Consider the following 15,281-nt stretch of genomic DNA (forward strand, 5'->3'; position numbering starts at 1 on the left):
CATCAAATCCGCGCGCTTTTGCAGCGCAGCGACAACAGACGCCACGGGAAAATAAGGCACGGCGCGGCGTGCGGGCAAAAAAATACCCAGCGCACGGGCTGGGTATTTGTCGGACTTACAGAATGAAGCGGCTGAGGTCTTCGTCGGCCACCAGTTCATCCAGATGCTGACCAACATATTCCGCATCAATGGTGATCGAATCGCCGTGGCGATCGCTGGCGTCGTAGGAGATGTCTTCCATCAGACGCTCCAGCACGGTGTGCAGACGACGCGCACCGATGTTTTCGGTGGTTTCATTCACCTGCCACGCCGCTTCGGCGATGCGACGGATGCCGTCTTCGGTGAATTCAACGTTAACGCCTTCGGTGCCCATCAGCGCTTTGTACTGTACGGTCACGGACGCGTTCGGCTCGGTCAGGATGCGTTCGAAATCATTGACCGTCAGCGCCTGCAGCTCAACGCGAATCGGCAGACGACCCTGCAGCTCCGGAATCAGATCCGACGGGCTGGCCACCTGGAACGCGCCGGATGCGATGAACAGAATATGGTCGGTTTTGACCATGCCGTGTTTGGTTGACACGGTGCAGCCTTCTACCAGCGGCAGCAGGTCGCGCTGTACGCCTTCACGGGACACATCCGGGCCCGACGACTGGCCGCCGCGCTTACAGATTTTGTCGATTTCGTCGATAAACACGATACCGTGCTGTTCAACCGCGTCGATGGCGTCCTGCTTCAGCTCTTCCGGGTTCACCAGCTTGGCCGCTTCTTCTTCAATCAGCAGCTTCATCGCGTCTTTGATTTTCAGCTTACGCGGTTTCTGCTTCTGGCCGCCGAGGTTCTGGAACATCGACTGCAGCTGGCTGGTCATCTCTTCCATGCCCGGAGGCGCCATGATTTCAACGCCCATCGGCGCGGCAGCCAGATCGATTTCAATCTCTTTGTCATCCAGCTGGCCTTCACGCAGCTTTTTGCGGAACGACTGGCGTGCGGCAGACGGCTCAGCGCTCTGCTCCGGCTGGCCCCAGTTGTTTTTTGCCGGCGGGATCAGCACATCCAGAATGCGATCTTCTGCCATCTCTTCAGCGCGGTATTTGTTTTTCTCGATCGCCTGGCTGCGCACCATCTTGATGGCGGAGTCCGTCAGATCGCGAATAATCGAATCCACTTCTTTCCCGACATAGCCGACTTCGGTGAATTTGGTGGCTTCAACTTTGATGAACGGCGCGTTGGCCAGCTTCGCCAGACGGCGGGCGATTTCGGTTTTACCGACGCCGGTCGGGCCGATCATCAGGATATTTTTGGGTGTCACTTCATGGCGCAGCTCTTCGTCAAGCTGCATGCGGCGCCAGCGGTTACGCAGCGCAATGGCGACCGCTTTTTTGGCGCCGTCCTGGCCGATGATAAAGCGGTTAAGCTCGCTGACAATCTCGCGTGGAGTCATCTCAGACATGATTTTGATCCTTACGCCTTAGACGGTAATTCTTCGTAGTTGATGTTGTGGTTGGTGTAGATGCAGATATCGCCGGCGATATTCAGCGCTTTGGCTACGATATCGTGTGCACCCATCTCCGTGTTCTCCAGCAGCGCGCGGGCGGCTGCCTGGGCGTAAGGCCCGCCGGAACCGATAGCAATCAGGTCATTTTCCGGCTGAATCACGTCACCGTTACCGCTGATGATCAGCGAGGAGTTTTCGTCGGCGACCGCCAGCAGCGCTTCGAGGCGGCGCAGCATCCGGTCGGTACGCCAGTCTTTCGCCAGTTCGACCGCCGCTTTCACCAGATGACCCTGATGCATCTCCAGCTTGCGCTCGAACAGTTCAAATAAGGTAAAGGCATCTGCGGTGCCGCCCGCGAAACCCGCGATCACTTTGTCGTTGTAGAGACGACGCACCTTTTTAACATTGCCTTTCATTACGGTATTGCCGAGCGTCGCCTGGCCATCACCGCCGATCACGACCCGGCCGTTGCGTCGTACACTTACTATTGTTGTCACGGGCAGACCCCTTGTTGCAGTGGAAAAAAGACACCGCGCAGCGGGCGCGGCGTATCATGCAACCAGATATGGGGCAATCCTGTGGAGTTTCAACCCCCGGCAATGTCTGATGCTACAAATTGCCGGGGGCGAGCAGGGCGGGTTAAGGCAGGGCGAGCGGAATACAGCTGCTGTGGCCGGAACTGTGCAGGCGCTTCACGGTGCTGTCTGCGCTGCTGCGATCTTTGAACGGCCCAATCACTACGCGATTCCAGCCGCCGCCGGTGGTTATGCGGCTTTCGAAGCCTTCAAACGCCAGGCCGGCACGCACCGATTCCGCCTGATCGCTGCCTTTAAAGGATCCGCACTGTACCATCCAGCGCTGGGTGCTGGCTTTCTCCTCAGTTTTGGCTTTGGCGCTCTCCTGCGGCTTCGTCGGTTCGCGGGTAACCGGCGCCGCCTGCTGCTGCTGTTGCTGGCGTGACGCCTGCTGTTGCAATTGCTGCTGGCGTTGTTGCTGCTGCTGTAATTGCTGTTGGCGCTGCTGTTGCTGTAACTGCTGCTGCTGACGCTGCAACTGCTGTTGTTGCTGCTGCGCCTGCTGCTGACGCTGCAGCGTTTGCTGGCGCTGCGCCGGGGTTTGTTCATTCCACGGCACTTCATTCAGCTGGGTTGGCTGCTGGCGCATATCGGCCTGCATCTGCTCCAGCAGCTGGCGCTGTTCGTCGGTCAGCTGGGTCTGCGACTTAATTTCGCCACCGGCAGACGGCTCGGTGGGCGACGGCACGGTCACCTGGCGATTCTCCAGCTCTTTGATGTATTTCCAGCGCTCTTCCGGCTTCGGCGGCAGGCCATTACCGTTGGCTTTATGATTCGGAATCACTGGCGTTTCTTCTTTTTTGTGATGCGAGATGAACCATAAACCACCGGCAAAGGTCACCAGCACTGCCACGGCCAGTACCATCATCAGCTTTGAAGTGCCCGAGCCGCCTTTGCTTTTCTTGCTGCGGCCTGCGGGTTTTTTGCGACGCGTCCCTGTTGAACGCCCGCGGCCTACATAATCTCTCTGTGCCACTTTCGTTCTGATACCCTTCAAAAAAATGCCACTGGGCGTGTAAATGTGGTGTTAATTTTGCCCGGCAAGGAATGCGTCATGTTACTCAAGGGCTGGAACTTTGACCAGCACAGTCTGCCTTCAGAATCTGCTGAAAATGCACGGTTCCCGCGCTTATTTTTCGCGTTTTGCTGCCGGTGCGGTACTGCCGCGCACGCGTAATTCGGCGTCGAGCAGGCGTGAACCGTTGTTGACCCGTTTGCCCTGCAGCTCATCCAGCAGCAGCAGCATCGCTTCGCGGCCAATGGCAAAACGCGGCTGCGCGACGGTGGTCAGGGGCGGATCGTAGTATTGCGCCAGCTCGATATCATCAAAGCCGACCACCGATAGATCCTGCGGAATACGCATGCCCAGCTTGCGCGCCTGGTTCATCGCGCCCAGCGCCATCAGATCGCTATGACAGAACAGGGCTTTTGGCGGCTGAGGCAGGCTCATCAGCTGTTTCAGCGCGCTGGCTCCGGCTTCGAAGGTGAAGTCGCCGTGCACAATCAACGTCGGATCGATGGCGATGTTGCTGCGGCGCAGCGCCTGAATATAGCCCTGCAGACGATACTGGCTGAGCGGAATGTGTTCCGGTCCGGTGATGCAGGCGATCTGCCGATGGCCCAGCTGCAGCAGGTGATTCACCGCTTCAAAGGCCGCGGTCAGGTTATCGATGTGCACCGTGGGCAACGCCATCTCCGGCGCGAACTCGTTGCCCATCACCATGGGCGGCAGGTTGCGCTGATCTTCAATGCCGGCATCAAACGGCAGCTGCGAACCCAGCAGCACCATGCCGTCAATCTGGCGCGTCAGCATCAGGTTAAGGAAGGTTTTTTCCTGCTGATCCTGATGCGCGCAGTCACCAATCAGCACCAGATAGCCCTCCTGCGCGGCGGTGACTTCCACGCCGCGGATAATCTCGCTGAAGAAAGGGTCACAGATGTCCGGCACAATCACCAGAATGGTTTGCGTGTCGCCGCGTTTAGCATTGCGCGCCAGACCGTGCGGCGCATAGCCGACGGCCAGCACCGCCTGTTCCACTTTCTGCCGGGTCGCGGCGGAGACTTTTTCCGGATTCATCAGCGCGCGCGAAACCGTGGCGGTGGAGACGCCAGCCTGCTCGGCCACATCTTTCATGGTGGCTGCCGATGAGGGTTGCTTCTGATCCAACGTTAACTCCTGACGCGGTACAGCGCATAGATATTCACACATTGCCGGCCCAAATCCGGGACGGGCACTATTGTTAACCCAACGCTGCGTGAGGTTGTTACTTAATTTGCATAAAAATTGTGACTTGTGCGACTTTTTTCGATCTGGCTCGCAGATGTGGCGCGGCTTAACTCTCGGTGGGATCGATATCCAGCGTCCATTTGACTTTGCGCGCGGCGGGCAGCGTGGCGACCAGCGGCAGGGAACTGCTCAGCAACTGTTGCAGACGTTTGCGTGACGGATGCTGCAACAGCAGTTGCCAGCGCCAGCGTCCGCTGCGTTTCGGTGCCAGCGCCGGCACCGGTCCCATCAGCCACATCGCCTCATCTTTGAGCGGGCTGGCTTCCAGCAAATTACGCAGCTGCGTGAGGAATTCCGCCGCCTGCGCGTTATCCAGATCTTCGGCGCGAAACAGCGCGTGGCTGGTCCACGGCGGCAGTTGCACTGACTGGCGCTCCAGCAGTGTCTGATCGGCAAACGCAAAATAGCCGCGATGCAGCAGCGTTTGCAGCAGCGGATGCTCCGGATGGTGCGTCTGCAATAGCACTTCGCCCTGCTTACCGGCGCGTCCGGCGCGGCCCGCTACCTGCGTGTAAAGCTGGGCAAAGCGCTCGGCGGCCCGGAAATCGGCAGAAAACAGCGCGCCATCGACATCCAGCAGCGACACCAGCGTCACGTCCGGGAAATGATGGCCTTTGGCCAGCATCTGCGTGCCGACCAGAATGCGTGCGCCGCCGCGATGCACATCGGCCAGATGCTGCTCCAGCGCGCCTTTTCGGCTGGTGGTATCGCGATCGATGCGCGATACCGGCACGCCGGGAAACAGCGTGCTGAGCTGCTGCTCCAGCTGTTCCGTGCCGACGCCGACCGGCAGCAGATGGGTGGAACCGCAGCCCGGACACTGATGCGGCAGCGGGCGCTGGCTGTCGCAGTGGTGACAGCGCAGCTGGCGATGCTGCTGATGCAGCGTGTAATAACTGTCGCAGCGCTGACACTCCGCCAGCCAGCCGCAGTCGTGGCACATCAGCGCCGGTGAAAAGCCACGGCGATTGAGAAACAGCAGGACCTGATTATCCGCCTGCAGATGCTGGCGCATCTTGCCCAGCAGCGCCGGCGCGAGCCCGCCTTTCAGCTGCTGTCCCTTGAGATCGATCAGCTGCTGCAGCGCCGGTTTGGCGTTACCGGCGCGTTTGGTCAGGTTGAGCTGGCGATATTTACCCGCACGCACGTTGTGCAGCGTCTCCAGCGCCGGCGTCGCCGAACCCATCACAATCGGCACGTCCTCTTCATGGGCGCGGAATACCGCCAGATCGCGCGCCTGGTAGCGCCAGCCCTCCTGCTGTTTGTAGGAGCTGTCGTGCTCTTCATCAATGATGATCACACCCGGCCGCGCCAGCGGTGTGAAAAGAGCGGATCGTGTGCCGATGACGATAGCGGTCTCGCCGCTGCGCGCGCGCAGCCATACCGCCAGACGCTCGCTGTCGTTGAGTGCCGAGTGCAGCACATCAATCGGCGCATCGAAGCGTTCACGAAAGCGGGCGATGGTTTGCGGCGTCAGGCCAATTTCCGGCACCAGCACCAGCGCCTGTTTGCCGCGCGCCAGCACGTTCTCCAGCACGCTGAGATAAACCTCGGTTTTGCCCGAGCCGGTGATGCCCGCCAGCAGCCACGCGGCGTAATGGTCGTCTTCGCTGCGGATGGCGCCGACCGCCATCGCCTGATCGGTATTGAGCCGCAGCCGTTCACCTTTCACCGCGAAGCTGGCGCGCCAGTCGTGCTGCTGCGGCGCATGTTCGCGCAGGTCGCACAGCCCTTTAGCGCGCAGCGCCTGCAGCGCGGCATCGGTAAAATCCTGTTCGCCGATCTGATGGCGATACAGCGGGCGCTGACGCAACGCCGCCAGCGCCTGCTGCTGTTTCGGCGCACGCTTCAGGCTTTCCAGCGCCACTTCGCGTCCGGCGTCGTTCACCACCCACTGCCACAGCGGCGCTTCCTGGGCCGGCTTGCCCTGACGCAGCAGCACCGGCAGCGCATGGCTGAGCACTTCGCCGAGCGGAGAGTGATAGTAACCGGCGGCCCAGTTGAGGATGCGCCACAGCGCGGGTGAGAACAGCGAGCGGTCGTCGAGCAACGCATCAATCTGTTTCAGCTGGGCAAGGGGGAGATCGCTGGTGGCGCGCGTGTTAACCACGATGCCCGTCATTTTCCGGTTGCCGAACGTTACGCTCACGCGCGCGCCGGCCACCGGCTGCGGCGCATCGGCGGGCAGCAGGTAGTCAAACAGGCGAGGCAGCGGAACGGGCAGGGCAACCTGAACAACGGGCATGTCGATCTCTATCCGGTTCTGTAAAAAGGAGAAGTAGTGTACACGCTGGCGTAACCGCCGTCATACTTCAGCGCGCGGCGGCGCTGGCTACAGGCGTTTACCCGGCATGGCAGAGCAGAGCGCATTGCGCGGATTTGATCAATGCGCTCATTTTCTGTATACTATGCCGCCTTTGATGAGATGACTCGTCAAAGATACACCATTTATTAACCGCGTGTGGTGCTGTGCAGGTTCGCCTGGCACGGAGAGCGACACGGCCTTTTATGAGGTTCTCCCATGAAACAAGGTATTCACCCGAAATACGAAGCTGTGACCATCACCTGCTCTTGCGGCAACGTGATCAATACCCGTTCAACCATGACTGGTACCCTGAACCTGGACGTGTGCGGCAAATGCCACCCGTTCTACACCGGTAAGCAGCGTGTTGTTGACTCTGGTGGTCGTGTTGATCGCTTCAACAAGCGTTTCAGCATCCCAGGCAGCAAGAAATAAGATTATTTGCCGGCGAATCTTCACGATTCGGTTGCAAGAAAAAACCCAGCCTCGGCTGGGTTTTTTTATGTCTGGCCTCAGTATTCCCAGCTGTCGGGATCGATGCCCATCTCACGCATAATCTGTTTTGCTTCTTCCGGAATCTCGTCGCTGCGCTCTTTACGCAGATCAACATCGTTCGGCAGCGGTTGCCCGGTGAAGGCATGCAAAAAGGCTTCGCACAGCAGTTCGCTGTTGGTGGCGTGACGCAGATTATTCACCTGACGGCGGGTACGCTCATCCGTTAAAATCTTCAGCACTTTCAGCGGGATAGAAACTGTAATCTTCTTAACCTGCTCGCTCTTCTTACCGTGTTCAGCGTAAGGGCTGATATATTCGCCGTTCCATTCAGCCATGGGTTACCTTAATCAATAAAAAGTTGAATATGGGGAAATCCGTTGATTATGCCCGATTTTTCGATGCCTGACCGCTTAAACTGCCGGTTTTATGCTTACACATCGCGTTTCACAGGAAAGCGCGCTGAACACCAGGCGATGACGCGTAATTTTAGCGGGTATTGTGGCTTTGCTCAATCTATACGCAAAGACATTTAGATGTCCAGATGTATTGACGTCCAGTTGCGGAATGTTATTCTGTTGCCACTTTTTATTACACTTCAGGAACAGTAAGCACCATGACGCGTAAACAGGCAACCATCGCAGTACGCAGCGGTTTGAATGATGACGAGCAATATGGCTGCGTTGTCCCACCGATTCACCTCTCCAGCACCTATAACTTCCTCGATTTCAACGAGCCGCGCGCGCATGACTATTCACGCCGCGGTAACCCGACGCGCGATGTGGTCCAGCGCGCGCTGGCCGAGCTGGAAGGTGGCGCGGGCGCGGTGCTGACCAACACCGGGATGTCGGCGATTCATCTGGTGACGACGGTGTTCCTGAAGCCCGGCGATCTGCTGGTGGCACCGCATGACTGCTACGGCGGCAGCTACCGCCTGTTTGACAGCCTGAGCAAGCGCGGCGCTTACCGCGTGAAGTTTGTCGATCAGGGCGATGAAGCGGCACTGGCGGCGGCGCTGGCGGAAAAGCCGAAGCTGGTGCTGGTCGAAAGCCCGAGCAATCCGCTGCTGCGCGTGGTGGACATTGCCGCCATCTGCGCTGCCGCGCGTGCTGCCGGTGCGGTAAGCGTGGTGGACAACACCTTCCTCAGCCCGGCGCTGCAGAACCCGCTGGCGCTGGGTGCCGATCTGGTGATCCACTCCTGCACCAAATACCTCAACGGTCACTCGGACGTAGTGGCCGGTGCGGTCATCGCTAAAGATCCGGCGCTGGTCACGGAACTCGCCTGGTGGGCGAATAACATTGGCGTCACCGGCGCGGCGTTTGACAGCTATCTGCTGCTGCGCGGCCTGCGCACGCTGGCACCGCGCATGGCGGCGGCGCAGCGTAACGCCCTGGCGATTGTTGATTACCTGAAGCAACAACCGCTGGTGAAAAAGCTGTATCATCCGTCTCTGCCGGAGAACGCCGGGCACCAGTTTGCCGCGCGTCAGCAGCGCGGTTTCGGCGCCATGCTCAGTTTTGAGCTCGACGCCGATGAGGCGCGGCTGCGCCGCTTCCTGAAAGCGCTGCAGCTGTTTACGCTGGCGGAGTCGCTGGGCGGCGTGGAAAGCCTGATTTCGCACACCGCCACCATGACGCACGCCGGTATGTCGGCGGACGCGCGTGCCGCAGCGGGCATTTCCGACTCGCTGCTGCGTATTTCTGTCGGAATTGAAGATCACGAAGATTTAATCGCCGACCTGGATAATGCATTCAGGATCGCAGCCGAGGGGTAACCATGACGATTTCAGCAGGCGCGGGAACGCCGATCAAGCAGTTGCATAAATTTGGTGGCAGTAGCCTGGCCGACGCGCGCTGTTATCAGCGCGTTGCCGGTATCATGGCCGATTACAGCCAGCCGGGCGACTTAATGGTGGTCTCTGCCGCAGGCAGCACCACTAACCAGCTGATCAGCTGGCTCAAACTGAGCCAGAGCGATCGCTTATCGGCCCATCAGGTGCAACAGGCGTTACGCCGTTTTCACAGCGAACTGATCGCTGCACTGCTGCCTGCTGAATATGCAGAAACCCTGACCGCAGCGTTCATTCGCGACCTTGAACGCCTGGCTGCGCTGCTCGACGGCACCCTCACCGATGCGGTGTACGCCGAAGTGGTCGGCCACGGCGAAATCTGGTCGGCGCGCCTGATGGCGGCGGTGCTCAGCCAGCGCGATATCGAAGCGGCGTGGCTGGATGCGCGCGACTTCCTGCGTGCCGAACGTGCGGCACAGCCGCAGGTTGATGAAGGCAAATCCTGGCCGCTGCTGCAGGCGCTGCTGGCGCAGCATCCGCATAAGCGTCTGGTGGTGACGGGCTTTATCAGCCGCAGCGAAGCGGGCGAGACCGTGCTGCTCGGTCGTAACGGCTCTGACTACTCGGCAACGCAGATTGGCGCGCTGGCAGGCGTTAACCGCGTCACCATCTGGAGCGACGTGGCCGGCGTTTACAGCGCGGACCCGCGCAAGGTCTCCGATGCCTGCCTGCTGCCGCTGCTGCGGCTGGATGAGGCCAGCGAGCTGGCCCGACTGGCAGCACCGGTGCTGCACACGCGCACGCTGCAGCCGGTCTCCAACAGCGATATCGATTTACAGCTGCGCTGCAGCTATCAGCCGGAGCAGGGCTCGACGCGCATTGAGCGCGTGCTGGCCTCCGGCACCGGTGCACGCATCGTCACCAGCCACGACGATGTCTGCCTGGTTGAGATTCAGATTCCCGACAGCCACGATTTTGCGACTCAGCAGAAAGAGATCGATCTGCTGCTGAAGCGCGCGCAGCTGCGTCCGCTGGCGATGGGCGTGCACCCGGATCGCCGTCTGCTGCAGCTGTGTTACACCTCGGAAGTGGTTAACAGCGCGTTTAACCTGCTGCAGGACGCGGCGCTGCCCGGCCATTTGCAGCTGCGCGACGGTTTAGCGCTGGTGGCGCTGGTCGGCGCTGGCGTGACGCGTAATCCGCTGCACAGCCACCGCTTCTGGCAGCAGATCAAAGACCAGCCGGTTGAATTCGTCTGGCAGTCAGAAGATCACATCAGCCTGGTGGCGGTGCTGCGCGTCGGACCGACCCAGCATCTGATTCAGGGGCTGCACCAGTCGCTGTTCCGTGCTGAGAAGCGCATCGGCCTGATTCTGTTTGGTAAAGGCAATATCGGTTCACGCTGGCTGGAGCTGTTTGCGCGCGAGCAGGAGACGCTGTCGGCGCGTACCGGGTTCGAATTTGTGCTGGCGGGCGTGGCGGACAGCAGCCGCAGCCTGCTGAGCTATGACGGTCTCGACGCCAGCCGGGCGCTGGCTTTCTTTGATGATGAAGCGGAAGCGCGCGACGAAGAGTCGCTTTTCCTGTGGATGCGCGCGCACCCGTTTGACGATCTGGTGGTGCTGGACGTCACCGCCAGCCACTCGCTGGCACAGCAGTATCACGATTTTGCCAGCCACGGTTTCCACGTCATCAGCGCCAACAAAGTGGCCGGCGCTGCCAGCGGCCAGAGCTGGCGCCAGGTGCGCGATGCCTTCGCCAAAACCGGTCGCCACTGGCTGTACAACGCGACCGTGGGCGCCGGACTGCCGGTCAACCATACGGTGCGCGATCTGCGCGAAAGCGGCGACAGCATTCTGGCGATCAGCGGTATCTTCTCCGGCACACTGTCGTGGCTGTTCCTGCAGTTCGACGGCACGGTGCCGTTCAGCGAGCTGGTCGATCAGGCGTGGCAGCAGGGCTTAACCGAGCCCGATCCGCGCGTTGATCTCTCCGGTCAGGATGTAATGCGTAAGCTGGTGATTCTGGCGCGCGAAGCCGGTTACGACATCGAACCGGATCAGGTGCGGGTTGAATCGCTGGTGCCGTCACAGTGCGAAGGCGAATCCATCGACCACTTCTTTGAAAACGCCGACGAGCTGAACGAGCAGATGCTGCAGCGCTTCGAAGCGGCACAGGAGATGGGGCTGGTGCTGCGCTACGTGGCGCGTTTCGATGCCAACGGTAAAGCGCGCGTCGGCGTGGAAGCGGTGCGTCCTGAGCATCCGCTGGCGGCGCTGCTGCCGTGCGATAACGTGTTTGCCATCGAGAGCCGCTGGTATCGCGACAATCCGCTGGTGATCCGCGGGCCAGGTGCCGGCCGGGATGTCACCGCCGGTGCGCTGCAATCGGATATCAATCGTCTCGCCCAACTGCTGTAAAACTGCTGCGCAGACGGCGTCCGCTGTCTGCGTTTTTCCCTCTGCTTCCCCGTCAGGTGAATCCCTTTCACTTTGGTTGAATATTTGTCACGCCCGGCAAACAATTTTATGTTGACGCTAAGCGGAAGATCGTTCATTTTGTGCATCTGGACGTCTAAACGTATGGATGTTCGCGGTTCGCAAATTAATCGATATGTGATGATGAGGTAACAGGATGAGTTTCTTTAATGCCAATCAGCGTGAAGCGCTGAATCAGAGCCTGGCTGAGCTGAACGGGCAAATTAATGTCTCTTTTGAGTTTTTTCCGCCCCGTACCAGCGAAATGGAAGCAACCCTGTGGAACTCCATCGACCGCCTGAGCAGCCTGAAACCCAAATTCGTTTCGGTAACCTACGGAGCCAACTCCGGCGAGCGCGACCGCACTCACAGCATTATTAAAGGCATTAAAGATCGCACCGGGCTGGAAGCGGCACCGCATCTCACCTGCATCGATGCGACGCGTGATGAACTGCGCACCATCGCACGAGATTACTGGGACAGCGGCATTCGCCACATCGTGGCGCTGCGCGGCGATTTACCGCCAGGCGGCGGCAAGCCGGACATGTACGGCAGCGATCTGGTGTCGCTGCTGAAAGAGGTCGGTGATTTCGATATCTCGGTAGCGGCCTATCCTGAAGTGCATCCGGAAGCGAAAAGCGCGCAGGCGGATTTGATCAACCTGAAGCGAAAAATTGATGCCGGCGCCAGCCGCGCGATTACCCAGTTTTTCTTCGACGTGGAGAGCTATCTGCGCTTTCGCGATCGCTGCGTGGCCACCGGTATCGACGTGGAGATCGTGCCGGGCATTCTGCCGGTCTCCAACTTCAAACAGCTGCAGCGGTTCGCCACCATGACCAACGTGCGCGTGCCGGGCTGGATGAACGCCATGTTTGACGGGCTGGATGATGATGCGGAGACGCGCAAAATGGTCGGTGCCAACATCGCCATGGACATGGTGAAAATCCTGTCGCGCGAAGGGGTGAAGGATTTCCATTTCTACACGCTGAACCGCGCCGAGATGAGCTACGCCATCTGCCACACGCTGGGCGTACGCCCGACGCTGGCGGCATAAGCGTGAAAGGATAAAAAAGAAGGGGGCCTCAGTGCCCCCTTTTTGCTGTGCGATGCGCCGCCAGCCGTTAGCCGGTGTTACGCATGCCGGCCGCGACGCCGGCGATAGTGACCATCAGCGCCTGTTCTACGCGCGCATCCGGTTCATCGCCGCGCTCTTCCTGCGCACGCGCACGCTGCAGCAGTTCCGCCTGCAGCACGTTGAGCGGATCGGTGTAGACGTTACGCAGCGCGATGGATTCGGCGATCCACGGCTGGTCCGCCATCAGATGCGCATCGTTCGCGATGGTCAGTACCGCTTTGATGTCGGCATCCAGCTGATCGCGCAGCTGTTTGCCGAGCGGCCACAGCGATTTATCCACCAGACGCTGATCGTAATACTCCGCCAGCCACAGGTCAGCCTTCGAGAACACCATCTCCAGCATGCCGAGACGCGTGGCGAAGAACGGCCATTCGCTGCACATGGTTTCCAGCTGATCCTGATGGCCTTCGTCCATCGCTTTCTGCAGCGCCGCGCCGGCACCCAGCCACGCGGGCAGCATCAGGCGGTTCTGCGTCCAGGCGAAGATCCACGGAATGGCGCGCAGCGACTCAACGCCGCCGGTCGGACGCCGTTTCGCCGGGCGCGAGCCGAGCGGCAGTTTGCCCAGCTCCTGCTCTGGCGTCGCCGAGCGGAAGTAGGGAACGAAATCCGGATTTTCACGCACATAGCCGCGGTACATGGCGCATGAATAGGCTGACAGGCCGTTCATGATCTCCTGCCATTCGCGTTTTGGCTCTGGCGGTGGCAGCAGGTTGGCTTCCAGAATCGCCCCGGTGTAAAGCGACAGGCTGGCGATGGTGACTTCCGGCAGGCCATATTTGAAGCGAATCATTTCGCCCTGTTCGGTCACGCGCAGGCCGCCTTTCAGGCTGCCCGGCGGCTGTGACAGCAGGGCTGCATGCGCCGGTGCGCCACCGCGGCCAATCGAACCGCCGCGTCCGTGGAACAGCGTCAGGGTAATGCCGGCTTTGTCGCAGGTTTTAATCAGTGCATCCTGTGCCTGATACTGCGCCCAGCTGGCTGCCATCACGCCGGCATCTTTTGCCGAGTCGGAATAGCCAATCATCACCATCTGTTTGCCGTTGATGAAGCCGCGATACCAGTCGATATTCAGCAGCTGGCTCATCACGTCATTGGCGTTGTTGAGGTCGTCGAGGGTTTCAAACAGCGGCGCCACCGGCATCGCGTAAGGAATGCCGGCCTCTTTCAGCAGCAGGTGCACCGCCAGTACGTCAGACGGCGTTTTCGCCATCGAAATCACGTAGGCGGCAATCGAGCCCTGCGGCGCTTCGGCCGCCACTTTGCAGGTATCCAGCACTTCACGCGTGTTGTCGCTGGGCTCCCACTGCCGCGGCAGCAGCGGCCGCTTGGAATTCAGTTCGCGGATCAGGAACGCCTGCTTGTCGGCTTCTGACCAGCTTTCGTAGTCGCCCAGACCGAGATAGCGCGTGACTTCGGCAATCGCTTCGGTATGACGGGTGCTCTCCTGGCGGATATCAATGCGCACCAGCGGCACGCCGAAGCACTTCACGCGGCGCAGCGTGTCCAGCAGCTGGCCGTTGGCGATGATGCCCATGCCGCACTGCTGCAGCGACTGGTAAATAGCAAACAGCGGCTGCCACAGTTGATCGTTAGAGACCAGCAGGTCGGCCGGGCGCGGCAGGCGTTCGCCCTTCAGGCGGCGCTCCAGATAGCTCTGGGTGCTCATCAGCTGGCTGCGGATACGCTTCAGGATAACGCGATACGGCTCCAGCGCCTCCGGCTCACCACAGAGTTCGCGCACTTCGTCGCTGCACTCGGACATCGACAGCTCGGACACCAGCACGCCGATGTCGCGCAGGAACAGATCGGCGGCTTTCCAGCGGCTTAGCTGCATCACGTGGCGGGTAATCGGTGCGGTGACATTTGGGTTACCGTCACGGTCGCCGCCCATCCACGAGGTAAATTTGATTGGCACGAAATCCACCGGCAGCTGGATGCCGAAGCTCTCTTCCACCTGCTGGTTCAGCTCGCGCAGAAACGCCGGCACGCCTTCCCACAGGCTGTTCTCTACCACCGCGAAGCCCCATTTGGCTTCATCTACCGGCGTCGGGCGATATTTACGGATCTCATCGGTGTGCCACGCCTGCGCCACCAGCTGACGCAGACGGCGCATCACCTGGTTGCGTTCGTAGTCGGTGATATCGCTGTGGTCGAGCTGCTGCAGACAGCTGTTCACTTCGCCCAGCTTGTGGATCAGCGTGCGGCGGGTAATTTCGGTCGGGTGAGCGGTGAGCACCAGCTCCAGCGACAGCTCCTCAATCGCCTGGCGGATGGCCGGCTCGCTGAGGTCGCTCTGCTGCTTCAGGCGTTCAAAGGTCTTTTTCAGCAGCTCCGGGTGGTTAGCGCCGTCGCCGCTGCGGGAAATGGTCTGATACTGTTCCGCCACGTTGGTGAGGTTAAGGAACTGGCTAAACGCGCGCGCCACCGGCAGCAGCTCGTCGTTAGACAGGTTTTGCAGCGTGGAAAGCAGTTCCTTACGATGAGTGTCATTTCCTGCACGGGATGACTTAGAGAGCTTGCGGATGGTCTCCACCCGATCGAGGATGTTCTCTCCCAGTGCATCCTTTATCGTATCCCCGAGCAGTTTGCCGAGCATACTGACATTACTTCGCATTGCGGAATATTGTTCGTTCATGTGACCCTGACACCCTTATCGTCTTAAATATAAAACCTCTATACCCAATGGGCATAACATCGTCTTTTATCTAGCCACGGTTCTTCCT

11 protein-coding genes are annotated in these 15,281 nt (G+C 59.9%); 4 read left to right on the forward strand and 7 right to left on the reverse strand.

Annotated features, from left to right (window positions below; genetic code table 11):
- Window positions 1-115: 115 nt before the first annotated feature.
- The 5 genes from hslU to priA all read right to left on the reverse strand — a co-directional run bounded on the left by hslU (window position 116) and on the right by priA (window position 6,602).
- Window positions 116-1,450, reverse strand: a complete 1,335-nt coding sequence (gene hslU / locus MXF20_RS20415; RefSeq protein ID WP_325971149.1) for an HslU--HslV peptidase ATPase subunit — start codon at window positions 1,448-1,450, stop codon at window positions 116-118.
- 11 nt (window positions 1,451-1,461) lie between these two features.
- Window positions 1,462-1,992 (reverse strand): ATP-dependent protease subunit HslV, encoded by a 531-nt coding sequence (gene hslV / locus MXF20_RS20420; RefSeq protein ID WP_031279590.1) that lies wholly within the window; start codon window positions 1,990-1,992, stop codon window positions 1,462-1,464.
- Window positions 1,993-2,134: 142 nt separating this feature from the next.
- On the reverse strand, window positions 2,135-3,046 hold the full coding sequence (ftsN, locus tag MXF20_RS20425; protein WP_325971150.1) for a cell division protein FtsN: 912 nt from the start codon (window positions 3,044-3,046) through the stop codon (window positions 2,135-2,137).
- A gap of 153 nt (window positions 3,047-3,199) precedes the next feature.
- Entirely contained in the window at window positions 3,200-4,237 is a 1,038-nt protein-coding gene (cytR, locus tag MXF20_RS20430) for a DNA-binding transcriptional regulator CytR (RefSeq protein ID WP_325971151.1), read from the reverse strand.
- 166 nt (window positions 4,238-4,403) lie between these two features.
- Window positions 4,404-6,602 carry a primosomal protein N' gene (priA, locus tag MXF20_RS20435; protein WP_325971152.1) on the reverse strand — a complete coding sequence of 733 codons (2,199 nt, stop codon included), beginning with the start codon at window positions 6,600-6,602 and terminating at the stop codon, window positions 4,404-4,406.
- Between the two features lie 276 nt (window positions 6,603-6,878).
- Here priA and rpmE point away from each other — a divergent pair, with 276 nt between their 5' ends.
- A complete protein-coding gene (gene rpmE / locus MXF20_RS20440) occupies window positions 6,879-7,094 on the forward strand; it encodes a 50S ribosomal protein L31 (protein WP_021506837.1) in 216 nt (71 codons plus the stop codon).
- A gap of 77 nt (window positions 7,095-7,171) precedes the next feature.
- Here rpmE and metJ read toward each other — a convergent pair whose 3' ends face one another.
- Complete coding sequence (gene metJ, locus MXF20_RS20445; RefSeq protein WP_007885403.1) at window positions 7,172-7,489, reverse strand: met regulon transcriptional regulator MetJ; 318 nt, start codon at window positions 7,487-7,489, stop codon at window positions 7,172-7,174.
- Window positions 7,490-7,767: 278 nt separating this feature from the next.
- Here metJ and metB point away from each other — a divergent pair, with 278 nt between their 5' ends.
- From metB to metF, 3 genes are all read left to right on the forward strand, one after another.
- Window positions 7,768-8,928, forward strand: coding sequence for a cystathionine gamma-synthase (metB, locus tag MXF20_RS20450; RefSeq protein WP_021506836.1), 1,161 nt, complete (start codon window positions 7,768-7,770; stop codon window positions 8,926-8,928).
- Window positions 8,929-8,930: 2 nt separating this feature from the next.
- Window positions 8,931-11,363: a bifunctional aspartate kinase/homoserine dehydrogenase II gene (locus tag MXF20_RS20455; protein WP_325971153.1), complete on the forward strand. Its 2,433-nt coding sequence runs from the start codon at window positions 8,931-8,933 to the stop codon at window positions 11,361-11,363.
- Window positions 11,364-11,577: 214 nt separating this feature from the next.
- Window positions 11,578-12,474 (forward strand): methylenetetrahydrofolate reductase, encoded by an 897-nt coding sequence (metF, locus tag MXF20_RS20460; RefSeq protein ID WP_325971154.1) that lies wholly within the window; start codon window positions 11,578-11,580, stop codon window positions 12,472-12,474.
- A 67-nt stretch (window positions 12,475-12,541) separates the two neighbouring features.
- Here metF and ppc read toward each other — a convergent pair whose 3' ends face one another.
- Window positions 12,542-15,193, reverse strand: a complete 2,652-nt coding sequence (gene ppc, locus MXF20_RS20465; RefSeq protein WP_325971156.1) for a phosphoenolpyruvate carboxylase — start codon at window positions 15,191-15,193, stop codon at window positions 12,542-12,544.
- Between the last annotated feature and the right edge of the window lie 88 nt (window positions 15,194-15,281).

The organism is Pantoea dispersa, from assembly GCF_035783935.1.
Classification (GTDB): domain Bacteria; phylum Pseudomonadota; class Gammaproteobacteria; order Enterobacterales; family Enterobacteriaceae; genus Pantoea; species Pantoea dispersa_C.

What these genes read in the sequence shown, in the direction of transcription:
- hslU (WP_325971149.1), bottom strand. Translation starts at nt 1,450, where the DNA reads ATGTCTGAGATGACTCCACGCGAGATTGTCAGCGAGCTTAACCGCTTT.
- priA (WP_325971152.1), bottom strand. Translation starts at nt 6,602, where the DNA reads ATGCCCGTTGTTCAGGTTGCCCTGCCCGTTCCGCTGCCTCGCCTGTTT.
- rpmE (WP_021506837.1), top strand. Translation starts at nt 6,879, where the DNA reads ATGAAACAAGGTATTCACCCGAAATACGAAGCTGTGACCATCACCTGC.
- metJ (WP_007885403.1), bottom strand. Translation starts at nt 7,489, where the DNA reads ATGGCTGAATGGAACGGCGAATATATCAGCCCTTACGCTGAACACGGT.
- metB (WP_021506836.1), top strand. Translation starts at nt 7,768, where the DNA reads ATGACGCGTAAACAGGCAACCATCGCAGTACGCAGCGGTTTGAATGAT.
- MXF20_RS20455 (WP_325971153.1), top strand. Translation starts at nt 8,931, where the DNA reads ATGACGATTTCAGCAGGCGCGGGAACGCCGATCAAGCAGTTGCATAAA.
- metF (WP_325971154.1), top strand. Translation starts at nt 11,578, where the DNA reads ATGAGTTTCTTTAATGCCAATCAGCGTGAAGCGCTGAATCAGAGCCTG.
- ppc (WP_325971156.1), bottom strand. Translation starts at nt 15,193, where the DNA reads ATGAACGAACAATATTCCGCAATGCGAAGTAATGTCAGTATGCTCGGC.